This window comes from Vagococcus fluvialis bH819, from assembly GCF_900163795.1.
Taxonomy (GTDB): Bacteria; Bacillota; Bacilli; order Lactobacillales; family Vagococcaceae; genus Vagococcus; species Vagococcus fluvialis_A.
Window position 1 is genome coordinate 307,064 of record NZ_FWFD01000003.1, and the last position, 25,642, is coordinate 332,705.

Consider the following 25,642-nt stretch of genomic DNA (forward strand, 5'->3'; position numbering starts at 1 on the left):
TTCCACAGTGTACCACGTTTTTGTGAATAACACACGAGAAATGAGCAATAGGTTTAGACAAACATAAAATATTCATCTGGTTCTTCTTTGTTTTTCCGAATATTTATTAGAATATATTTGAAAGTATTTTCCATCTTAGGCTGCTCCAAAATTCTAAAAATAGAGGTAGCTTGATGACATGTTTCTAATCCTTTTTCCTCATCCTCAAAAATTAACTGATACCATCCCTCATAAAATAAAAGACAAGTACTATTGGTTAAATCCATTTGATTTTTCAACATATTTCGAGCCAAAATCAGAGTTTCTTTCGCCCATACTTGGTGTCTAAAATTAGCAAAATAAGAAAAACTTGAGAAAATAATTTCTGATTTAAATTTCATTATGACATGGAACTGACTTTCTTTTTCTGTTCTATTAATTGCTAATGGTAACAGTTGATAAATTTGTTCTGCTTTAAAAGTGAATAAAAACATCTTGAATAAAACTAATTCAAAAACACCCCAATCCTCTACTTTATATAAATAGGTAATCACTGGTTTAGACATTAAATTAATCTCTGCCGTTTCTATTTCAGTTGTTCTTTCTTTTCTATTATTCATATTGCCTTCATATGTGTAAATACAGATATCACAATAAATGGAAATAAATCTTTGCCAACTTTTTTTAGAATTCATCTCTGTTTTGATTTTTTTCATCTCAATAATCCCAATTTCAAAACTCTTTTTTACCGCTTGATCATTAACAGATAGTAACTTAGCGATATAATAATAAAATTCACTCGTCAAATAACCTCTCAAAATCTTAATATCTTCATTAAGTTTTGGATTCTCTTCTAGTTCTCTTAAATAAAAAAACTCCTCCACCGAGACATTAATATTATTAAGCAAACGTTCCATCCTATGAAGACTAATATTTGAGTTACCCTTTTCAAATTTACTAATAAAAGAAACACTGTTTAACTCGTCTGAGACTTGCTCTAAGCTAAGTCCCCGATCTTTTCTAAGCTTTCTAAATAATTTCCCTTCATCCATCTCTTCACCTTTTTTCCACTATAGTAGAATTATCTGATATCACTAGTTTACCTCACTTATACTTAACTTAACAAATAAATCAACGAGGTGAGCTAATATGAATACATATTTAACTAATAAAGAATACCGTATTTTAACTAACGCAACTTTGCTTAATGCCATCGGAAATAGTCTTTTTAACATTGTTTTCATTGTCTATGCTAGTACACTTCCATTTAATACCTTAGCAGTTTCACTTGCTTCTATTACAATTTTTATTCCAAGCCTCTTTCAACCTCTTGTTGGGCACTTAGCAGATCACACAAAAGAAAAATTAAAATGGAATATTTACTCTAGGTTAACTCAATTTTTACTCTTTAGTTTGCTTGCTTTTCTAATTTTATTGAAGCCCTCACTTTTACTATTTATCATTTTACTTTTAATCAATGTTATCGCAGATTGTCTAGGTTTTTTCAGCAGTGCCATTCAATTACCGTTCATTAAAGAATTAGTAGATGAAAAGAATTTAAGAGATGTCATGGGTTTTCAAACTGCTCTTCAAACATTGATCCAGTTAATTTTTCAAGGGATAGGAGCCATATTAATTGTTCAATTAAATTATAATTTTTCTATCTTTGCCGGAATCAACGCTCTCACCTTTTTAATTGCAGCTCTTATAATTTTAACGCATTATTCACTTTTGAAACCATGGAATGATGCTTTAAAAGTAGAGAAAACAATGCAAACTAAAACGAATTCATTTACTAAAGATTTTAAAGAAGTTATTGCTTTATTAATGAAAAATCCTTATTTAAAAATGATTATTTTCTTCGCTATTTTAATCAACTTACTAACAAGTACCTCTGAATCACTTTTAAATATTTCACTTCTCACAAAGGAATATCTTTGGATTGGCAATTTGCCCAATACAATTGCGCTGATAGGTATTTTTATTTCAGTCGGTGTTTTAACTGGTTCTTTATTCACTAAAGATTTCTTTAAAAATGTAAACAGTTCAATCGTTATTACCTTAATATTGGCCAATACAACTCTTATTCCAATTTTTTTAATTTTAGTTCACTCTATCATTTTGGTTCTCTTGTCTCTTTTTACCCTAGGTTACCTTATTGGGAAACTAAATCCTCGTGTATCAGCTTACATGATTAGTGAAGTACCTCAAGAAAAATTGGGTATTACAAGTGGTGTTTTTAGTACCTTAGTTTTGGCAGGAGCTCCTGTTGGACAACTTATTTTCTTAGGAACTGCTAATGTGGTGAATGATACTTTAAGTTGGATTCTTTATGGTGGAGTATCTATTGTTTTTCTAATTATTTCGCTGACATCAAAAAATAAAAATAGGAAAAAAGAAGGTTAGGACTTATTATCGCAAGGAGCTTTCTTTTGAATCCAAACCATTCTTATTTCATTTTATTTTTCTTCTTGATTAACTATCTGTTGAAATACTTGTCTTTCACTAACAATCAATTCATTTAAAACAATGGGTGTCAATTGATTATTAATACTATCTTTAATTAGCCATTCAGTCGTTACTGTATCATGCCATTCAATCTCACTTTGATTTTCATCTGCTAATGATACCTCATAAATAAAATTAAGTTGTTGGTAAGGCAGATCTCCATAATAAAAAAGATTTTCAATACAAGCAACTAGTCGATTAACTGTAATTTTCAAGTGTGTTTCTTCATAAAATTCTCTAATGATTGCGTCTCCAGTCGTTTCCTTCGTTTTGATTGCTCCACCTGGTAAAGTTTTAACTCCATCTGATTCATTCGTTACTAACACTTTCCCATCAATTTCTAGTATGCCACTCACTCTCACATCAAACTTGGTGTCGCCTATCATTGTTCTAGCGTCCAATATAATCCCTCCTCCAATATTTACTTTATTATACCAAAAACGAGGCTGCTCCAAATGTCAGCCTCGCTTTTATTTATACGAATAATTTTTAATAGTCAGGGGATAAAAAGTCTGCTCTCACGACAACTTCACCAAAAACGATCAATCAAAATGACTGATTGTTCGTTTTTGCCTCCAGTTGCTCAGAGCAAAACGACTTTTGCCCCACCCTTTCATGTTCTTAATATCTTTTTCTGAAATAAAGCGCCATACCACTCATAGAGATTAGTGATAATCCTACTAACGAAAGTAAGAATAGATTTTTTTCATTTTCACCTGTTTTTGGTAAATGGCTAGTCGGTGTTTCTCGACCAGTCCACGGCAATCTACGTGTTGGACTAACTGGATCAACCGGTACTAATGGAATTTTTGGTTTAGGATCCTTTGGTTTTGGTGGTGTAATGCTAGAATCTAACGTGTTCGTAATGGTTGTTCCATTTACACTCGATGTATAGCCCGCCACTGGCAACTCTTTTACAGTATACTGATAGTCATTTAAAGCTGCATCATGTTTGGGTAAATCATTGAAAGCATAGTGCCAATTACCATTTTTATCTGGTACGACGGTTTGCTTTCTAACAGGAAGATTACCATTGTTTTGATACAGTTCAACTATGATTGAATCTGGACGTGTATTCCCTTTATTACCATTATCATTCCAAAATTTTTGACCAGTGATTTCAGTCTTTTGATTATTTTGGTAAGTATTGGTAATATTTTTCCCTATTACTTTACTATCATAATTAGCTACTGGTTGCTCTTTCACTGTATAACTATACGCCTCTAACTGATCATCGTATTTTGGTAAATCAGTAAACTCATAAGTCCAATCACCTTTTTTATCTGGTGTTACTTCTTGAGTTTTACCTGACATTTTTTTGCCATTTTGATACAAATCAACGGTAATAGCATTTGGTCGAACATTTAATTTATTATCTGCATCATCCCAAATTTTCTTACCTTCAAATTTTATTTTATCATCATTTCGGTAAGTATTCGTTATAGTTGTTCCACTGACTTGACTGTCATAATGTGGAACTGTTTGTTCTTTAACGGTATATTGATAGTCATTTAACTGCTCATCATATTTTGGTAAAGCCTTAAATGTATATTTCCAATTACCATTTTTATCTGGTGTTACTTTTTGAGATCTGAATGGTTGCTTTTCATCATTTTGATATAAATCGACCATGATTGAGCCAGGTCTTGAATTAACTTTATTATCAAAATCTTGCCATCTTTTCTCTCCAGAAAGCTCAGTGACTTCGACATTTTTATAAGTATTAATAATTGTCGTACCTTCAATAACCGTTGTATAATCATCAACTGCTTTTTCTTTTACTGTATACTCGTATAGATTTAAGTCTTTATCATATTTTGGTAAGTCTTTAAATTCGTAAGACCACTCACCTTTAGTATTAGCTTTAACTTCTTGTGTTTGGTAAGCTTTTTTACCACCATTTTGATAGAGATCTACAGTAATTGATTCAGGACGTACTTTTAGTTTATTGCCTTCATCATTCCACTGTTTTTGACCCTCAACTTTGGTTAAATCTGTATTTTGATACGTATTAGTAATCGTTGTACCATTGATTTGCGTTTCATAGTGAGCCACAGGTTGTTCTTTCACTGTGTAACGATACTCATCGTAGTTAGCATCATACTTCGGTAACTTATCGAATGTATACTTCCAGTCACCTGACTTATTAGGTTCTACCACTTGTGTTTTAAATGGTTTTTCGCCTTCATTTTGATAGAGATCAACTTTAATTGAATCTGGTCTAGACTTAATTTTATTATTTTCATCAAGCCATTTTTTCTCACCAGAAATTTCCGTCTCATCATCATTACGGTAAGTATTAAGAATATTGTTACCTTCTACTTTACTATCGTAATGTGTCACTTCTTGTTCCTTAACCGTATACTTAAATTCTTTTAATTTTTCATCATACTTCGGTAAGTCTTTAAATGTATAGTGCCACTCTCCAGATTTGTTCGGTTTCACTATTTCAGTTTTACCTGGCATTTTTTCTCCATTTTGATAGAGATCTACTTTAATCAAACTTGGTCGAACATTTAGTTTATCATCTTTATCTGACCATGTTTTTTCACCAGATAATTCAGTTTTAATATCATTAATGTAGGTATTAGTAATCGTCGTTCCTTCTACTTTACCGTTGTATTTAGCAACATCCTGTTCTTTCACTGTGTAAACATACTTATCTAGATTAGCATCATACATTGGCAACTCTTCGAACGCATATGACCAATTTCCTTTTGCATCTCCTGTGACTGTTTGTGTTTTAAACGGTTTTTTATCACCATTTTGATATAAGTCAATTTGGATAGAGGTTGGACGTGTATTTAATTCATTGTCTTCATCTTGCCAAATTTTTTGACCCATAATCTCTGTTTTATCATCATTTCGATACGTATTAGTGATTGTTGTACCACTGACTTCACTATCGTAATGTGGTACTTTTTTCTCACTCACAGTATACGTAAATGGTTCTAATTCTTCGTCATATTTTGGCAAGTCTTTGAATTCATACGACCAATGATTATTTTTATCTGGTGCCACTGTTTGTTCTTTCATCGGTTCCTTATTACCATTTTGATGAAGATAAACAGTAATTTCACTTGGTCTTTGTTTTAACTTATCGTCTTTATCCTCTGACCAAACTTTTTCACCCTTAATCAAGGTTACTTCTTTATTTTGATACGTATTAGTGATAGTTGTACCTTCTACTTCACTATCATAATCTTTCACCGTTTTTTCTTTCACTGTGTATTTGTACTCATTTAATTCATCATCATATTTTGGTAAATCAATAAAGGTATAGTTCCAATTGCCTTCACTATCTGCTTTGACATTTTTAGATTTTATTGGTTTTTGGTCATCATTTTGATATAAATAAACTTTGATAGCTTTTGGACGTTTATTCAATTTATTATCAAAATCGTTCCATTTCTTCTCACCAGAAAGATTAATTTTGTCATTATTTCGATACGTATTAATAATAGTCGTATCCTTAATTTCAGTATTGTAATGAGGGACTTCTCGTTCTTTGATTTGATACTCATATTTCTCTAAGTTCTCATCATACTCTGGTAGATTAACAAACTCATATTCCCATTTACCATTTGTATCAGGTGTAACAACTTCTGTTACCATTGGTGCTTTGGATTCACCTTGATATAGATCAACATAAATCGTTGTCGGTCTTGATTCTAATTTGTTATCAAAATCAACCCATTTTTTCTCACCCTTAATACCAATCACCCGGTCATTGTCATACGTATTAGTGATCGTTGTATCCTTGATTTCCGTACTATAATGAGGTACTTTTTGCTCTTTCACTGTATAACGGTATTCTTCTAATTTATCATCATATTTTGGTAAATCAGTAAATTCATAAGACCATTCACTGGTTCCATTTGATTTCACTAATTCTGTTTTATATGGTTTTTTCCCTTCATTTTGATAAAGGTCCACTTGGATTGTAGCTGGACGTGAATTAATTTTATCATCATGATCTTGCCATACTTTTTTACCAGAAACTTTAGTTACCTCTTTATTTTGATAATAGTTAGTAATCATTGTACCATCAACTTCTGTTTTATAATCAGCAATTTTAGGTTCTCTGACCGTGTATTTATACTCTTTTAAATTAGCGTCATATTTAGGTAGATTAGTAAATTCATATAGCCACTTACCATCGTCACCCTCAACAACTGTTTTCTTATCAATTTTTTTATTATTTTGATATAATTCGACTTCAATAGATTCAGGTCGTTTATTTAATTTGTCATCTAAATCGACCCATTTTTTCTCACCCTTAACTTCTGTTTTATCATCATTTCGATAAGTATTAAGAATATTAAAGCCATCTACTTCACTATCATAATGATGGACAGGTTGCTCTTTCACTTTATACTCATAAAGTTCTAAATCATCATCATATTTTGGTAGATTTTTAAATGAATAGTACCAATAGCCATCGTCATCTGCAATCACTTTTTGTGACTGATACACATCTGTAGAATCAGAACGATATAGATCAACATAAATCGAAGTTGGTCTAGACTCTAATTTATTGTCTTGATCATCCCAAGCTTTATAACCTTTAATTTCTGTTTCATCTTTATTATCATAAGTGTTGGTAATTGTCGAGACATTAGTTACGTGATCATCTACGATTACACCACTATAACCTGGGACTTTCATTTCTCTAACCGTGTATTTATAAAGATCTAATTTTTTATCATACTTAGGTAAATTCGTAAATTCATAACTCCAAGAACCATTTTCATTTGGTATTACTTTTTGGGTCCTGTAAGGTATTTTACCATTATTACGATATAAATTGACTTGAATACTATTAGGTCTTTTGTTTAGTTTATTATTCTCATCCTCCCATTTTTTGTTAACAAGGACAGATGTTTTATCATCTACAACTATCGTATTAACAATCGCTGGTCGATTAGAATTAATGATAGTACTCGTATAATTATCAACTGGTTTTTCTTTTACCGTATAAGTATATTTATCTAACTTATCATCATAGACTGGTAGATCCTTAAACGAATACTTCCATCCATCTTGCTCACTGTTAATGGTTTGGGTAACTTCTTTTCCATCTTTATCGAGCATTAGATTACCATTTTGATGTAGTTCAACAGTAATTGATTCTGGACGTCTACCTAGTTTGTCATCTTCATCAAACCAGATTTTTTCGCCTTCTAATTTAGTTAATTCGTCATTTCGATAGGTATTTTTAATATCGTAACCATCAACTTTTGAATCATAACCAGAAATAGATTGTTCTTTCACTGTATACGTATATTCTTTTAGTTGACCATCATACTTAGGTAAATCCTCAAACATGTAAGACCAATTTCCGTTGTTATCTGCTTTGACCTCTTTCACATCATAAGGCAATTCACGACCACTTTGGTAAAGTTCAATTTTAATCGTTTCTGGACGAATTAATAACTTATTATCTAAATCATCCCAAGTCTTTTTACCGTCAATTTTGATTTTATCAGTATTACGATATTTATTAACAATATTAATTTCTGTTGGGCTGTTAACAATTATATTTGTTTTGTACTTATCCACAGCAAGCTCTTCTATAGAATAAACATACTCTTTTCCTTCATCATCATACTTAGGTAGATCTTTAAAATCATATTTCCAATTCGTTACTAAGCCAACTTTTTGAGAAACAGCTTGATAGTTTTCATCAATCATTGGATTACCATTTTGATAAAGAACAACAGTGATATAACCTGGTCGTTGTTGCAATGTATTATTTTCATCATCCCAAATTTTTTCACCAGATAGATGTGTTAATTCAGTTACTTTCTCAGACTGATTGATAAAATTAGGTCCGTCTTTAATTTGAGTATACCCTTCAATCTCTTCTTCTTGAGCTGTATAGATATTCTTACGACCATCTTCATCGTAAACTAATAAGTCTGTAAATGTATGTTGCCACTTATTGGTTTCTGATAATTCTACTTGCTGTGTTGTAGGATTACCATTTTTGAATAATGTTACTTTTACGATACCAGGTCTAGTTGTAAGAGCGTTATTAAAATCATCCCAAGATTTACTGACACTTAGCTCAGTCTTTTCAGTATTGATGTATTTATTAGTAATGACATACTCTCTAACTCTCTTATCGCTATCTTTTGATTCCTCAATACTCGTTGTATAATCTGCCACATTTTCCTTAATTTGATAAGGAATTTCATTTCCTAATTTATCATATACTGGGTAATCCTTATCAAACTCCCAAGCCCAATTTTTAGATTCATCTGTTTTCGTTTCGTCAATTTTAGTATCATCAACATAAAGTCCAACTGTGATTTCATTTGGACGATGTTTGGCATCCTCGTTATGCTCTATCCAATTTTTAATTCCTTTGAATCTTACTGTTTCATTATTAACATAATGGTTAGTGATGTCAAAGCCATCAATTTCAGATGTGTAACCCTCTGTACCACCTAGCATAAATTCTTTCACAAAATACTCTAAGAGGTCACCTTGTTTATCATATTTAGGTAATTCAGTGAATTCGTATTTCCAACCGTCCGCAGACGTTACCAATTTATTAGCTACTAATTTTGGTTCCGAATTTTTTTCTGTTTTTGAATACAATTGAATGGTTACATTTGGTCTAGTACTTAACTTACCATCATAATCGTCCCATTTTTTTTCACCATTGATATCTACTGTTTCAGTATTTTTGTAGGTGTTAACCACTTCAACTTCAATTTTATTATTGACTTCATCTATCGTTGAAATTACCTCTGAAGTATAAGGTGCTGCTACTTCTTCTACTACTTCATAAGTATAGGCCACGCCTTGTTCATCATATTTATCTAAGTCATTAAAGCTAAACTTATATTTATCATCTTTTTTAGCTTCAACTGTCTCAACTGGTGAACCATCTTTTATTAATGTAATTTCGATTGAATCAGGTTGAGTATTAAATTTATTATCATAGTCATTCCATGTTTTTTTACCATTAATTTGGATTTTTTCACGGTTACGGTATTTATTAATAATATTTGTTTTATCTACTTTTGGTGCATCATAAAATTCTGGTGGCTCAACTTCCATCACTGAATAATTATAATTAACACCTGGTGATTTTTCTAATGGTAGGTTGCTAAATTCATATTGCCAACCTTTACCTGGATTAGTTGTTGTTGTAACATTATTTCCATTTTCATCTTTCATTGGTTTACCATCTTGAAGAAGCCCAATTGTTACACTATCAGGTCTAGTATCATGAGTATTATTATAATCATCCCAGATTTTCAATCCGCTAATGCTTGTTTCATTAGTAGCATTATCAAACGTGTTAGTAATGATAACTGTATTATCTTTTGTTTGATAGGTCGTAATATATTGCGGGATTCCTTCTTCAATCACTGTATACTCAAACAAATCACCATTGTCATCGTATTTTTTTAAGTCGTTAAAGGTATGTTTCCAGTCATTTGCTTCATTTAAAATGGCTGAATTTTTTTCATCCTTATTGCCATCTATTAATAAGTAAACTTCGATAGATTCCGGTCTGAAATTTGGTTCATTACTATTTCCAGTCCATTTTTTTTCAACAGAAATTTTAGTTTTTTCGTCATTGATATACTTATTAAAAATATCATAACCTTTAACTTCTTGTGTATACCCTGGAACTGGCGTTTCTTTAACTGTGTAGATGTATTTATTGCCTTTAGCGTCATATTCATCTAAATTATCAAAACTGTATCTCCAATTACCTTTTTTATCAGGTTTTACTTTTTGTTCTTTTATTTTTTGAGGTTGGCTTTTTTCAATATTTTGATATAGTTCAACTGTTATTTCAGATGGTCTTGATTTAACATCATTAGAATGATTATCATCCCAATCATCCCAAAATTTCTCACCTGATACGTTGATTTTTGATGTTGGTCGGTAGGTGTTGGTAATTTTTCCTTCACTGACTTTTGATGTATATCCAAGTGGGACATTACTTTCCTCTACACGATAAGTGTATCGTTGCCCTTTATCATCATATACTTTTAAATCTGTAAATTTATATTCCCAGTTATTTTTACCACTAACCATTTGTTCTTTATATTTATGATTATTTTGATAAAGAACCACCTTCACTTCTTCAGGGCGAGTATCGAATTTATTTTCATAATCATCCCAAACTTTTTCTCCAGTGACTTCTGTTATCTCAGTATTTAGATATTTATTAGTAATTTCATATTTATTTACCTTTGATTCATATCCTGCAGGGACATTTTTTTCTTTCACTGTGTATTTAAATTCTTTACCTGTCTCTTTATTAAATTTCAGTAGATCCTCAAAACTATATTGCCATTTTGTTCTTTCCGAAGCTGTTGTTGTGTCGGATAAAACGCCGTCTTGATACAACTCAACGTCTACTGAAATTGGACGAGGTCCGCCAAAACCATTATTTTGATCTTCCCACTTCTTCTCGCCTGAAATATCTATTGTTTCTGTTGGATTGTAAGTGTTGACAATATTAGTTCCAGAATAAGTAGGCGCATAATTAGCCACCGGTTCCTCATCTACTGTATAAACGTAATCTTTTATTGTAACGGGATCAAATTTATCCAAATTTTTAAATTGATATTCCCATTTATTATTGCCATTTCCATTTTTTTCAGTTACTTTTTGACTTTCTAGCCATACGCCATTTTGGTAAAGATTGACTGTGATTTCTTCTGGACGAAGTTCTTTCATCGGTAAATTGTTCTCTTTAGGCTCATCCCATCTTTTAGTTCCTGATATATCAATTTTTTTCGGTTTTAACGTATTAACTAGATTAATTCCAACAGAAGTACTTTCATAGCCAATTAAATCATTACTCCATGAATGTTCAATGACTCGGTATTCAATCAAACTACCGTCTTCATTATATTTAGATAAATCTTTGAAGACATGCTCCCATTTTCCATTGCTACCCGATTTTACAGTTTGTCTTCTCCCTTTATCATACCAACTTCCCTCATACATTTGTTGAAGTTGGATATCAATAGAGTTAGGTCGAAGCTGCTTATAATTACCATCATTCCAAATTTTCTCAAATGGTATATCAACTAACTCTGCGTCATTATAAGTGTTATGAATATCATGGTTAATTGTCTCTGTTTCATAATTTAGAGGAACATTTTTTTCACGAACTTCATATGTATAAATCCCACCATTTTCATCATATCTTTGAAGATCATTAAATTCATATTTCCACCCTCTTGTTGCATAGGCATACGTTGTTTTTTCATATTGACCATTTCTAAATAACTGAATTTCAACGCTTACAGGTCGAGGATTTTTTAAGTCATTTTCTTTTAAATATTCTTCATCTTGATAAATTTCATCACCATGCCAAAATTTTTCACCTTTAATATTTAATTTTTCACTGATTGAATGTTTATTTTTTATATCTATATTGTTCCCATTTTTTATATATTCTGTTGTATATCCAGGAATCGGATCCTCTTTGACTGTATAAGTAATTTCTTTTAGTGAATCATCAAATTTAGGTAATTCTTTAAATTCATATTTCCAATCTGTTTTTTCTGACACTTTTTGAGTATCAATTTCCTTAATTCCTCTAAATAGACGAACCGTAATTTCTTCTGGTCGGATTTTATCTATATTATTTTCATCTTCCCATTTCTTTTTACCTGAAATATTTATTTTTTCATCATTTTTTAAATAATTTACCAAATTATACTGACCATCAGTATAAGTTTCATAACCTGGGACTTCTGTTTCATAGATCCAATAACGATACTCATGACCGTCCTCAGCATATTTAGGTAAGTCAGTAAACTCATATTTCCATTTTTGATTAGGCATTGCAGGTGCTAATATTTTTTGATCATATGGTTCTTCTTCATTGTCCCTCATTAACCAAATCGTAATAGACTTTGGACGAGTCTCCAAGCTATTATAATTATCATCCCACTTCTTCTCACCTGAAATATCAATTGTTTCTACTTCTTCTTTAGTGTAAGTATTAACAATATCTCTTTCGATTACTTGAGAACTGTAACCTTCTGGTACATCCACTTCTTGAACTTTATATTCATGTTTAGTTTTTGTTCCTTCTATGTAAATTGGTAAGTCAGTAAATTTATATGACCAATCTGTATTAGAAGAAACCTCTTGTTTTTGATAGTAATTTCCATCTTGATATAATTCAACTGTTACTTTGTTTGGACGTTTCTTGGCCTCATCATTATTATCTTTCCAGATCTTCTTTCCAGATAAACTTGTTTTTTCAGTTTTCTGATAAGTATTAACAATATTATTTCCTACAACACTGGATTCATAACCATTAGGAACATCTGCTTCTTTAACAGAATATATGAATGGTTTCCCCGTCTCATCATTAATATCCGGTAAATTAGTGAATTCATACGCCCAACTATCACTTGCGTAAGCATACTTATCAGTATATTCTACTGTATTTTTCCCATCATCTTGTTGAAGAATAATTTTTATCTTGTCTGGACGTTTTCTTGCCTCATCATCATTATCTTCCCAGATTTTTTTACCAGAAAATTTTGTTTTTCCAGTATTATGATATGTGTTTGTAATCACGCCACCATTAATATTGCTCTCATAATTAGGAATACTATCTTCTTTAACAGTATAGTTAACTGTTTTTCCATTTTCTTTTTCTGGTAGATTTTTAAATGTGCCTTGGTATTTATTGCCAGAATTTAAGAGCATCGACTCTTTTTCATCACCATTAGCGAATAATCTAACTGTTACTTCTGGTGTTTCCACTCCTGAAGGCACTTTTTCCCATTTCTTTTCAACTGGAAATTCTATTGTTTTTTCAGCGCCTGTTTTGGGATTTTTGACTATTTCTTCAACTGTTGTCGTGTCACTATCAGAAATAGTAACCACTCGTCCAGATGCCATTTCACTACTAATACTATAGCCAGAAGGAGCCTGAGTTTCTACGAGTAAATAGTCACCCTTAGTTAACTTGTCAAACAATGCATTTCCGCTTCCATCTGTAACCATCCGATTAACAACTTTGCCAGGGTCTTTATTCGTCCCTCTATACAATACAAATTCTGCTCCACTCAAGCGTTCATTCGGATTTTCTTCTGAAATTTTTCTTACGTTTAAATTTCTAGTTTTTCCTTGAATTATTCCAGAACTATCTGGCACTTTAACAGGTACCTTAACTTCAATCGGATTTTCAGTCGTATAGACACCTTTAGCTGTCATTCTAACTTTATTGGTTACTTGCTGAGAAGTTCCAGGTACTGTTCCACTCGGAAAAATAATTCGCCCTTGATACGTTAGAATTAACTTCGTCGTAACATCATCTTTTACCTTGATGTGAAAACCACGCTCCGTGTAATCTAAAATATAATCAATTCCTTCTAACATAGTGTAATTAGTATAAGGATTTCTTAAGACAATAGACTCTCTAATAATAATCTGATTTTCCCAGCTATCATCAAAAATTTCTAGGTCTTTTAAATGTTGATTATAAGGGTTGACGTCAATCTTCCAATCAATTAACGTTGGATCCAGCGAGTTTACTGTCCCATTTTTCTTTAAAAATAAATCGTTATTATTAATTTTTTCCAATGTTCCGGTTGCCGATTTTTCCGGTGTGTTATCATCAGAATAATAAGCAGTGTTTTCGATTGTTTTATTTAAAATATCTTTGGGATTTTTCAACTTAGTTCTAAAAACAACTTTTTGTGTGTAGTCATTTTCTATAAGTCCAGTTACTTTTAATTCGTTTTTAGACTCATTAAAGCTAATATTAGATGATTGATTTTCTTCCCAGTAAGAACTATATTTATAAAATACTTTAGCTGAATCTTTCACATAAGTTTGATCATCTTTGATTGGATCAATTAACATATGATTTGATTGAATCGGTACTCTCCCATTATCATTAATCACAACTGTCCATTCTATCTCGTTATCTTCTGGAATAAAATGACCCGATTTGGCTAATCCTATTTCTCCTAATGGGGGAGGAGATAACGTTTTAGAATCATCATCTTCTTTTTCCTTACCACTTACAACGTAATGATAATTAGCCTGATTGGTTTGTGATTTTCGATTATCCAGTGTTGTTGAATAAAAAATTCTAAAATGTTCTGAAGTTGGTTTTTTATAAGTTAACTTAAAACCTTTTGTTACACTACCTTCTTCAATCCAATCAATAGTATATTCATTAGCAGGTACAATGCTTTTATCAGCATACCAAACTTGCAGTGTTCCTTTATTTATTGAGCCTGTATCGACACGATCCTCAACCCACCAGCTATCTAATTTAGCTTTTTCCTGATTAATGTCTAGTGTCCATCTACCACCATTGTTTCCAATTATTTGAGGGGTAGATTTTTTAATCGTGCTAATGACGTCCCCATCTTCGCCGTCTCCATCTCCCTCACCTTCACCAGGTCCCGAGATATCTTTTTCAACAGTAATTTCTTGTTCTCCAGCAATCACCTTATTTCGAACAAATTTTGAATTACTATTAATAATTTTTGTTTTGTATTTGATAATAACTTTCTCATTAACATCTTGGTTAAAATTAAAATCAAAAGATTTTTTATCAGCAGACGGTTTTACTGTATGTGATAAATTGGGTGAAACCGTCATGCTATCTTCAATCAATGTTCCATTTTCTATATTATCTGTAAAAAATGCATCTTTTTGATCTATATGAAGTTCTTTAGGATTATAAGTAATGGTCCAGTCTACGGTTTGATTTTTTTTATCATAAATCCCCGCTTCTTTAGTAATTAACTCTTGTCCTGCATTAGCTTCTGCAGTTGCACTTTGTCCAATCTCTTCATTTCCAACCTTACCGAATAATAACGCTGTATTAGTTACTGTTCCCGTTGTTCCAAGTAATAAAGGTGTACTAATATCTAATTGATAAGGGCTATCTATCGAATTCAGTCCTGTATTGATAATTCCTTCCTTATTAACAGTCATTTGAGAAACATCTAGCTTTTCTACTTCTGTAATATTTCCTTTAATATCAACATCTACTTTTCTCATCCCATCAATATTAATACTTTTAGCAACATCTTTTATTCCAATGCGTGTAAAATCCGATAATGTTAAATCATCTATTTTTAAGTAATTTGGGTTAATTAAAACTTGCCACTTTAATGTATCTCCTTCACTACCTACATATTGTTTTTCAATGTATGATTGGTATTGTCCAACAATAAAGATCACTAGCCCATCCGTATTTATCACACCGGGAATTTCAATGGTATGCTCTCCGGGAATAATAATCGTTTTCTCATCAATTTTCATGGAAAACATCAGTTTGCCATCTACATCATTATTTTTAGAAACTTCAGCATTGAAAACCATCTTGACACTACCATCAGTTTCAGCATAATATTTTCCATAAACTATATTGTTATCAGGGTCAACTAAATCTCCATCCTGACTTTCCGTTAATGTTATAATATCTGATTCTGGTAAGGAAAACTCAAAATAATCACCATCAGCCATGGTTGCTCCAAACTCATCCGGGATTCTAAACTGATAATTGATTTGAAATTTATCACCAATCTTCAATGGATCAACTGCTGTGATTGGTTTTCCGTTTAAAGTCATGTCAGCATCAGTTAAAATCATAGGTTCACCATATTTATCTTTTGGCAATTGATCAGCATTAGGCATTTTAGTTATATCTCTACCACCTTCAACTGCTCTCTCCTCTAATTTTTTTTCTTCTGATTGCGTCTCTGCTTCTATCGTCTCATCCGTTTGTTTTTCATCTTCATTATCTGATGTTAAAACAGTCTCATCAATTGGCACATTAGCAATTGCCTCATTAATCGTATTTTTTACATCTGGTAAGTTCCCAGGTTCTTGTTCAGTAATAACCTCACTATCCACTGTTTCTGCAAAAGCCTGAATTGTTCCAATTGTTGAAACAAATTGAGCCAAGATACTCATTAACATAACCGTAAGCATAAATACCGATTTTTTTAATTTCATCTCTTTATTCCTCCCATTTTTATTTATATAACCACCGTTCAAAAAACGTCATTTTAAAAAATAACACATTTTAAAAAAAGAAACAATTTTTATTTTTTTTAAAACTCCTGTTCTTAAAAAAAACTTAATATTTGTAACTTAATATTTGTTAAAATTAAAAAAATTAAACCCTTACTAAAAAACCCTCCATTATAAAACTATATTGATTTTTTTGTTATTTAAAGTATAACACATACCGATAAAAAGGTAGAATAAAACAATTTGTACATTTGTTTTTCTTTATATAATATATTATACCCAAAAATAAATATTCTTTTTAGAGAGTCTTGTCTTAACAAAAGACAATATCTATAAAATTAAAACAAACTATTTATTACCAATATAAAATAAACATTTTATATTGGTAATAAATAAAAAAAAGACAAAACCATCAACCGATGATTTTGTCTTTTTTAGTTTAATTTACATTATTTTTATTTAACAACAATCGCTTCAATTTCAACCTTTGCATCTTTAGGTAATCTAGCAACTTCAATTGTACTACGACTTGGAAAAGGTTCTTCAAAAAATGAACCATAGACTTCATTAACAACGGTAAAATCATTCATATCAGCTAGAAAAATTGTTGTTTTGACAATATTCTCCATTGATGCACCAGATTCTTCTACAATTGCTTTAAGGTTTGTTAAACTTTGTTTCGTTTGTTCTAATACGTCATTTGGCATTTCTCCATTTACAGCATTAATTGGTAATTGACCTGAAACAAACAACATATCCCCTGAAGCTTTAACTCCTTGTGAGTATGGTCCAATTGCTTGTGGCGCTTTAATAGTTGCAACTTGTTCTTTCATTTTATTTTCCCTACTTTCATTTTAATTCTCAAATAAATCGTAACATAGAAGTTTTTAACTAACAACAGCTGTTCTCTTATATTTTATTTAAAAAAGTCTTACTTTTACTTATTTTCACCTGGTATTAAACTAGTTGCTGTAAATATCGCTTTCACAATTAAGGGAGTGATCACCATTGCTGCAATCATCTCTGGAACGCCATTTGTTCCTACAACAACTAAAAGAACCGTCCAAAGCCCAGAAGAAGTTGTTTTATAAGCCTCAGCAACTGGTCCAGTGTATAAAAATCCCATTAATCCCAGTACAAGAACAGTGTTAGTTAATGAAGCCAAAGCTGCGGAAATAACAGTAGAGACAGACATTTTTTTGGTTTTTTTATATAGAAATGAAAATAAAAAACCTGCTACAAAACCTACTAAGACTCTTGGTAAAACAGAGATAACTGGATTTGTAAAAATCAATGTATCCATTGGAGTTGTTGGCATGGTCCACGCTCTAAACATGGTCAAAAGTCCCCAAATCAAACCAATCAACATACCATCTTTCGTTCCTAATGTGATAGCTGCCACGATGACTGTAATGTGAATAATGGTTAAACTCGTTGCAAAGAGTGGAATATATCCTAAAAATGGTACCATCGACTGAACCATAATAATGGCAATTAAAATACCACGAATTGTTAAACGATAGGCTTTACTATTATTTTTCAAAACAACAACCTCTTTTCCAAATTTTAATTATAATAGCATGTTATTCTGAAAATTTCTATCGTTTGATTTATGAGACGCAAGATGACAAGCTATTTCTTTAGCTGTATACTTAATTTAATTAAACCATTAAGTAAAGGAGCAGCTATTTATGAAAAAAACACCACGCTTTTGTACAACCATTTTAGTAGGAAAAAACGCTTCTATGGACGGCTCAACCATTATTGCTAGAAATGAAGACGGTAGTGATTCAGCGAATCCACAAAAATTTGTTGTGATAATGCCTGAACACCAGCCGACAACCTATATTTCAAAGGTTAATCAAGTAACTGTTCCTCTTCCTGAAACAGGTTTGTCCTATACTAGTACGCCTGACGTGGATGACTCTTATGGAACCTTTGCTGGTGCAGGTATCAATAGCTTGAATGTTGCCATGACAGCTACTGAAACAAGTACGACTAATTCAAGAATTCTGGGTATTGATCCTTTGGTTGAAACTGGACTTGGCGAAGCTGACTTCGTAACGATCGTCTTACCTTATATTCAATCAGCCAAAGAAGGCGTTCTTAGACTAGGTAAGCTTCTTGAAAATTATGGGACTTATGAATCTAATGGCATTGCCTTTTCTGATAAAAATGATATTTGGTATTTGGAAACAATTGGTGGACATCACTGGGCAGCAATAAAAATACCTGACGATGCTTACGTGATTGCTCCTAATCAATTCAATATCGACCAGTTTGATTTTAACTCAGAAGATACACTTTATTCAGAAGGATTAGCTGAACTCATCAAAACGCATCATCTTAATCCTGACTATGAAGGAACTAATTTGCGTCACATATTTGGCAGTAGAACCATTAAAGATACTCAATACAACACTCCGAGAGCATGGTTTGTTCAGAACTATTTTAATCCAGAAATAATACAAGACATTGAATCATTCGACTTACCATTTACTATTCGCCCAAGTCGCAAAATATCAATTGAAGATATTAAATGGTGTCTCAGCTCTCATTATGAAAATACTCAGTTTGATCCTTATGTTGAAAATGATGTTTCAAAAAAATATCGTTCTATTGGTTTAAATCGTAATCTCGAAGTCCATCTTTTACAAATTAGAAATCACGTACCAGATAATATTGCGGGAATTCATTGGCTAGCATTTGGCCCTAATACCTTTAATGCTATCGTTCCTTTTTACGCTAATATTACAGATACACCTACTTCTTTTAAAGAAACAACCAGTCATTATCAACCACAATCTATTTATTGGTTAAACCGTACGATTGCGCTTTTAGGTGATACTAATTTTGATTTATATAGTAGTCTTCATGAAAATTTTGAACAAGATATTATGGCACAATGCCGATCTATCCAGCTTAAAACAGATCAAAAAATAATGGCTAACGAAATAACTATAAAAAACTTAGAAACAGCTAACGCTCAAATGGCTGAACTCTACTTAGAAAGAGCCACAGAGCTTTTAGGCGATATGGTTAACACAGGCTCAAAAAAAATGACACTAAAATTTAATTTAGCAGACTAAATAAGGTGGTGAAAAAGGCGCTTAACTCCAAGCAACTGGAAGGAATCTCAAACAATCCTTGTCTTTGGATTGTTTGAAATTTCTGAAGTTATCGTAGGAGTAGATTTTTTATTCCCGACTAAAAAAAAGGTGGTGAAAAGGGCGCTTGACTCCAAGTAACTGGAGTAAAACGACTTTTGACCATCCATTTTTTTTATTTTTTCTTTTCTTTCAATTGTAATGAAAACTTCTTAGGAACTTTTGTTGTAAAACGCATTTTTTTGCCTGTTGTTGGGTGTGTAAAGCCTAAAGTTGTTGCATGTAGTCCTAATCGTTTCATTGGATTACCTTTGGCACCATATTTTTTATCTCCTACAACCGGATGTCCAATTTCTGCCATATGAACACGAATTTGATTTTTTCTTCCTGTATCAAGTTGAACTTCAAGTAATGAATAATTTTGGTTGTCTCTTATTTTTTTATAATGAGTAACTGCTTTTTTACCACCATTATCAAAAGGACAAGAATGAATTTTAAAAGCCTTACTTTCTGTTAGCCAAGAAGTAATTGTCTCTTTTTCTTTTTTTACATTTCCTTCTACTAACGCAGTATACAATCTTTCACTTACTAAATCTTTCCAATTTTCTTGAAGAATTAGTTTTGTTTTTTCATTTTTAGCAAAAATCATTAAGCCTGATGTTTCTCTGTCTAAACGGTGAACAATATAAACCCGATTTTGTGGATTTTCTTGCTTAACATACTGTTTCAATTGGCTATACGCTGTTACATCGTATCCTTGTTGTGTTGCTACCGATAACATGCCTTCTTCTTTTTCAATCACAATGATATCATCGTCTTCATGGATAATTTCGATACCCATTAATGCAATTTCTTTTATAGCGGCTTTATTATCTTGAATCACAACTTTTTGACCTGGTTTTAATTCTTGATTATGTTGTGTCACAATTTTTCCATCTACAGTTACTTGTCCACGTGTCATGATTGATTTAACTGAATTACGACTCATTTTATTCAGTGTTTTAATTAAGAATGGTAATAATTCAATCGATTCTTCAATTATATAGTGACTAGCTCTTACAGGTTGATTATCTTTTTTTGGTGTTCTTGGTGTTTTTGGTGTTTTTTGTTTTTTAGGCATTTTTTATTCTTCCTAATCATCTTTATTTTTCTTTTCCTTACTTTACCATGTTTTAGACTAAAAAACATGAGAAACCATAAATTTTACCTGAAGCTTTTTTTGATTAAGTTGCTATTTTTGTTATAATTGATTTCGTGAATAATTTATATAGGAAAAAGGGGAACGTTCAAATGAAATTAAAAAAAATCATCTTCGGAACAGTCGCAGCTACATTTTTACTTGCTGGTTGTTCAAGTAGTAACGATGAAGCAAAAAAAGACAATGACACTGTTAGTGGCGAAATCACTGTTTTAACCAACCGTACTGACGGTGATGACATTTTTAAACAGGTCGAAAAGGAATTTATAAAAAAATATCCTGATGTAACAAAAGTTAAATTCGAAAATATTGCTGATTACGATAAAACAGTAACAACACGTCTAAATGGTGGAGATTACGGAGATGCTCTATTTATTCCTTTCTCAATGGCTGGCAATCGCAGTAACTATCCTGATTATTTTGAATCTTTAGGAACAACAAAAGAATTAGAAAAAAAATATCTTGATGTCTATGAAGCTGACTATAAAGAAGAAGTCTACGGTTTACCTGTAGCACTTAATACATTAGGCATTATCTATAATGAAAAAGTTCTTAAAGAAGCTGGTATTTCAGAAGTCCCTACTACAACAGAGGCTTTTATCAAAGATTTAGAATTAATTAAAGCAAAAACCGGAGCGACTCCTTTTTACTCTAACTACCAAGCGGTTGCTATTTGGGCAGGTGCTCTAACTTCCTTTGGTGGTGAACAGTTTAAATCTGATACATTAAAATCAGGGGATGCCTTTCAAGAAGGAATGCCTATTCGTGAAGTCATGGATTTATTCTATGAAATGGCCTCAAAAGGTTTAATCGAAAAAGACCCAATGACCTTAGATGGACAAACCGCTTTTAAAGACCTAGCTGATGGAAAAATAGGTATGCTGATGCATGGTTCTCAAGAAGTTACTGGTATTCAGAAAATGACAAAAGACCCCATTCAAATGATGAATTTTCCTGTCGAAACAAAAGGTAAAACGAGTTTTCCTATTGGTGCTCCTTCTGTTATTGGTGTCAATAAAAACTCAAAAAACAAAAAAACAGCGGAGGCTTTTGTTGATTTCTTCGTTTCAAATGACAGTGGTTACACTAAAGATTTAAATGGTATTTCTAATACGAAAGCAGATGTTTCGAACGAGCAGCAAAAATTAATGGATAATAGTCATGTTGTCTTAACTGTAGCCAAAGAAACACCTGAAACTAATGCTACTTATGCTAAAATTGCTGATGAAGTTGGTATCACTCGCCTAACTGACGTCTTACAACAAGTGATTAATATTGGTTTATATCCTGATAAAAATATAAGTTATGATGACTATACTAAAGAACTATCTGAAAAATGGACCACAGCTGCTAAAAATCATGACTAAGAATCATAATAAACAGATTATTATTTTTTTAAGCCTTCCTATTTTATTGTTAGTTATCTTCGGGATTCTTCCCATTATTAATTTTATCGTCATTAGTTTTACTTCGTGGAACGGTATGGGAACAACCTTTGAATGGGTAGGTCTAGACAACTACACTACCCTTGTTAAAAATCCTGTGTACTGGCAAGCTTTACGAGTTAATACCTATTACCTTGTTTCAGGTATTTTACAAATGATCATTGCATATTATTTTGCAGTGATTCTATCAGAAAAAACAAAAGGAAAGAACTTTTTTAAAAGTCTTTTTCTTTTGCCTTCACTGATTAGTAGTATGGCTGTTGCCATGATTTTTCGTTTATTTTTTAGTCCAAATGGCGCTTTTGATCAGCTGCTTAGTTTTTTACACTTAGATCAATGGATTACTTTTTGGTTAGGTAATCCTGATCAAGTTAATATTACGCTAGCTAGTATTTCTCTATGGCGTAATTTAGGTATCAGTTTTATTTTATATTACGGTGCTATTCAAAGTATTCCTCGTGAGTACAATGATGTTTGTTTACTTGAAGGAGCCTCGCTTTGGCAAAAAACAAGATGGATTACTATTCCTCAAACAATAAAAGTCATTTATTTAAATTCATTACTATTAATAATAGGTGTCATCTCTGTTTTTGATATTCCTTTTATTTTAACCAATGGCTCTAACGGTTCCACAACGATTGTCGTTCAAACCATGAAACTTGCTTTTGAACAAAAAAAATACGGTTTAGCATCTGGACTATCAGTTTGTATCACGCTGATGATCGTCCTACTCAGTAGCCTGTTACATTACAGTAAAAATAAAGGAGGTCATAAAAAGTGAAAACAACTTTTTCCTTTCTAAAATATACCTCTCTTATTCTTTGGACCATAATTATTTTATTTCCATTGGGCATTCTATTATTTGGCTCCTTTATGTCCCTTGAAGAATTTTCAAGTTCTCAAGGATTACGACTACCTAATAGTTTTCTTTATTTTGATAACTACGTAACCGCCTTAAAAGAAGGTCAACTCGTTAAAAGTTTTATCATTACCTTTTTAATTATTCTTATGAGTGTGATGATGAGTATTTTTATTGGTTCAATGGTTGCTTATGTTTATCACCGTTTCCGTTTTAAAGGTCGGAAGTTATTATTACTTTCTTATTTTTTAGTTTCAGCTGTTCCCATGGTCATCACACAAGTCGGAACCTTTAATATCATGACAACACTACATCTCTACAATACTATTTGGGCACCTATTATTTTATACATTGGAGCCGATGTAACGATGATCTTTATTTATTTACAAAACATGGAACAACTTCCACTTGAACTCGATCAGGCAGCTATGATGGATGGTGCTTCATTTTTTAAAATCTACTGGCACGTTATTTTACCTTTATTGACACCTGCAACAACGACTGTCGCCTTGTTAAAAATGTTAAGTATTTATAATGATTTTTATATTCCGTACTTATACATGCCAAGTAGTGATTTACCAACGATTTCTACAGGTATCTTTCGTTTCGTTGGACCTTCGCAAACTAACTGGCCTTTAATTTGTGCTTTTATTTTGATAAGCATGATTCCCATGCTTATTATTTATCTCATTCTACAAAAACAAATCGAAAAAGGGTTATCACAAGGGAGTATTAAACAATAATGATTAAAAAATTATTTAAATGGGCACTCGGCTTTCCTTTTAGAGCCTATACCGTAATGGAGCTTCGGACAGGTTTTGCTACTGGGCTACCTATTCTAAGTTCTAGTCTTTTTGCAGCTTACTTAACAGGTAAACTCAACTGGCTTTATCTTGGCCTTTTCTTTATCTGTGGGTTTTCATTTAATATTGTCGCTAATGTGGCAAATGAAATTCGGGCTTATCTCAAGCAGGAAGAAGATGAAAATACGTTTACTGGACATTTAGGAAGTGAAGGACTTGTCAGAGGAGACGCTACTTTTTTAGATGCTTGCCTTGTCTTATTAGCTTGGATTGCGCTAGGTGGTCTAACAGGTCTTTTACTTGTCTACTTAACAAATAGTGTGGCACTTTTACTAATGGGCTGTTTAGGGTTACTGGCTGCTCTCTGCTATTCTTTAGGTCCCTCTCCGTATATTGTCTTACCAATTGGAGAATTTGTATCAGGACTCTTAGTAGGTGGTTTAAGCTCCCTTGTCGCATTTTGGCTTCAAACAGGTTGGCTTAATACTTCTGCTTTCATCTATGCTTTTATTTGCATGATGTTAACCGTCTTTTTAATGTCTACCAATAATACTGGTGACTATGAAAAAGATCAAGGAATCAGAGTTACTTTTCCCCATATTATTGGTTTTAGAAACTCTATTTTGATAATGATACCTGAAAGTATCTTAGTATTAACGGCATGGCTTTATTTAAGTTTAACGGACTTAACTTGGTGGCAAGCCTTAATCGGTTTTTTAATTTTCTTTATCGAAGGTTATCTAAGATGGCTTAAAGACTACTTAAAAATTCAAACTGTTTATCCAGAGATGGGGCGAGATTTCGGTCCTAGACCGCTGCTTTTAATTCGAGCATTTCATACTACCATGGCTCTTTTATTTTTTATTGCAACTTAATTGAAAGGATGGTTTATTATCGCAACCATTAGATTACAACAAAATCGGATTAATCCATTAGTTCTACCAGTTATATTAGCAAAAGAACTGGGATTTTTTGAAAAACATGATGTCGATGTGACATTAGAATTAGCAGATGACTTTATTTTTCAAGGTAAAGCCGCTTTTTTAAATGGAGAAGTTGATGCTCAAATGGGAGATACTACTTTCTTCTTTTACTACCTAAAAGATGGAAAAGATGCTGTGATTACTTCTACTTTAACTCGCACCATTCAACTAGCAGGTTATGAAAACTCAAAATACTTAACTGATTTTAGAGTTGGCATTAACAGAACAGGACTTTTTCGATTTTTTGCAGAAACTTACCTGTATGACGTACTACCTAAAACCAGTTATGTTTATATCAACAACACTTACGAGAGAATGGAAAAATTGAAAGCTCACCAAATTGATGGCCTTGTTGCGATTGATCCTTTTATCTCAGAAGTTTTAGCTATTCCTGATACAGAGGTTATCTGGCATTCTAATGAATTAGATGCCTGTTATGTGATGTGGTGTTTTGACGCTAATTTTGTTAAAGAGAACCCAGAAGATGTTAAAAATTTCCATTTAGCTTTAGAAGAAGCACAGTCATATTTCAATCATCAAACTTCTGAAGAAAAAATAAATCTATTGACTAATTATTGCCATCTTCCGATAGAAAAAGCGCAAGCTTTCGCTGACTTTAATTACGAAGAACAACGTAATTATTCTGAACTAGATTTTATGTTACTACAAGAATGGTTATTTAAAAATCAAGAAATCAATGGTAAAATATCTCCCACTAAGGGAATATTTAAGACGTTTGGTTGAACATCAAAAACA

The 25,642-nt window shown here is 32.0% G+C and carries 13 protein-coding genes; 7 read left to right on the forward strand and 6 right to left on the reverse strand.

Features of this window, described 5'->3' with window-relative positions; genetic code table 11:
* Positions 1–53: 53 nt before the first annotated feature.
* Positions 54–1,031, reverse strand: coding sequence for a helix-turn-helix domain-containing protein (locus FM121_RS01725; protein ID WP_086950430.1), 978 nt, complete (start codon positions 1,029–1,031; stop codon positions 54–56).
* Positions 1,032–1,128: 97 nt separating this feature from the next.
* Between FM121_RS01725 and FM121_RS01730 the strand changes: the two genes are divergently transcribed.
* Positions 1,129–2,385: an MFS transporter gene (locus FM121_RS01730; RefSeq protein WP_086950431.1), complete on the forward strand. Its 1,257-nt coding sequence runs from the start codon at positions 1,129–1,131 to the stop codon at positions 2,383–2,385.
* A 53-nt stretch (positions 2,386–2,438) separates the two neighbouring features.
* Here FM121_RS01730 and FM121_RS01735 read toward each other — a convergent pair whose 3' ends face one another.
* From FM121_RS01735 to FM121_RS01840, 4 genes are all read right to left on the reverse strand, one after another.
* Complete coding sequence (locus tag FM121_RS01735) at positions 2,439–2,888, reverse strand: NUDIX hydrolase (RefSeq protein WP_086950432.1); 450 nt, start codon at positions 2,886–2,888, stop codon at positions 2,439–2,441.
* A 220-nt stretch (positions 2,889–3,108) separates the two neighbouring features.
* A complete protein-coding gene (locus tag FM121_RS14335) occupies positions 3,109–16,473 on the reverse strand; it encodes a Cna B-type domain-containing protein (protein WP_143597049.1) in 13,365 nt (4,454 codons plus the stop codon).
* Between the two features lie 473 nt (positions 16,474–16,946).
* Positions 16,947–17,324 carry a RidA family protein gene (locus FM121_RS01835; RefSeq protein ID WP_086950433.1) on the reverse strand — a complete coding sequence of 126 codons (378 nt, stop codon included), beginning with the start codon at positions 17,322–17,324 and terminating at the stop codon, positions 16,947–16,949.
* Between the two features lie 104 nt (positions 17,325–17,428).
* On the reverse strand, positions 17,429–18,034 hold the full coding sequence (locus FM121_RS01840; protein ID WP_086950434.1) for an ECF transporter S component: 606 nt from the start codon (positions 18,032–18,034) through the stop codon (positions 17,429–17,431).
* Between the two features lie 148 nt (positions 18,035–18,182).
* On the opposite strand from FM121_RS01840, the gene FM121_RS01845 reads away from it, so the two are divergent.
* Positions 18,183–19,580 (forward strand): C69 family dipeptidase, encoded by a 1,398-nt coding sequence (locus FM121_RS01845; RefSeq protein ID WP_086950435.1) that lies wholly within the window; start codon positions 18,183–18,185, stop codon positions 19,578–19,580.
* Positions 19,581–19,773: 193 nt separating this feature from the next.
* Here the strand turns inward: FM121_RS01845 and FM121_RS01850 are convergent, their stop codons facing one another.
* Complete coding sequence (locus tag FM121_RS01850) at positions 19,774–20,718, reverse strand: RluA family pseudouridine synthase (protein WP_086950436.1); 945 nt, start codon at positions 20,716–20,718, stop codon at positions 19,774–19,776.
* A gap of 170 nt (positions 20,719–20,888) precedes the next feature.
* Here FM121_RS01850 and FM121_RS01855 point away from each other — a divergent pair, with 170 nt between their 5' ends.
* The 5 genes from FM121_RS01855 to FM121_RS01875 are packed head-to-tail and all read left to right on the forward strand — an operon-like array spanning position 20,889 to position 25,630.
* Entirely contained in the window at positions 20,889–22,163 is a 1,275-nt protein-coding gene (locus FM121_RS01855; RefSeq protein WP_086950437.1) for an ABC transporter substrate-binding protein, read from the forward strand.
* Complete coding sequence (locus FM121_RS01860; RefSeq protein ID WP_086950438.1) at positions 22,156–23,022, forward strand: carbohydrate ABC transporter permease; 867 nt, start codon at positions 22,156–22,158, stop codon at positions 23,020–23,022. The genes FM121_RS01855 and FM121_RS01860 overlap by 8 nt, the downstream gene beginning before the upstream one ends.
* Positions 23,019–23,843, forward strand: coding sequence for a carbohydrate ABC transporter permease (locus FM121_RS01865; RefSeq protein WP_256958391.1), 825 nt, complete (start codon positions 23,019–23,021; stop codon positions 23,841–23,843). The genes FM121_RS01860 and FM121_RS01865 overlap by 4 nt, the downstream gene beginning before the upstream one ends.
* On the forward strand, positions 23,843–24,778 hold the full coding sequence (locus FM121_RS01870; RefSeq protein ID WP_086950439.1) for a prenyltransferase: 936 nt from the start codon (positions 23,843–23,845) through the stop codon (positions 24,776–24,778). Before FM121_RS01865 ends, FM121_RS01870 begins: the two co-directional genes overlap by 1 nt.
* On the forward strand, positions 24,779–25,630 hold the full coding sequence (locus FM121_RS01875; protein WP_086950440.1) for an ABC transporter substrate-binding protein: 852 nt from the start codon (positions 24,779–24,781) through the stop codon (positions 25,628–25,630).
* The last annotated feature ends 12 nt before the right edge of the window (positions 25,631–25,642 follow it).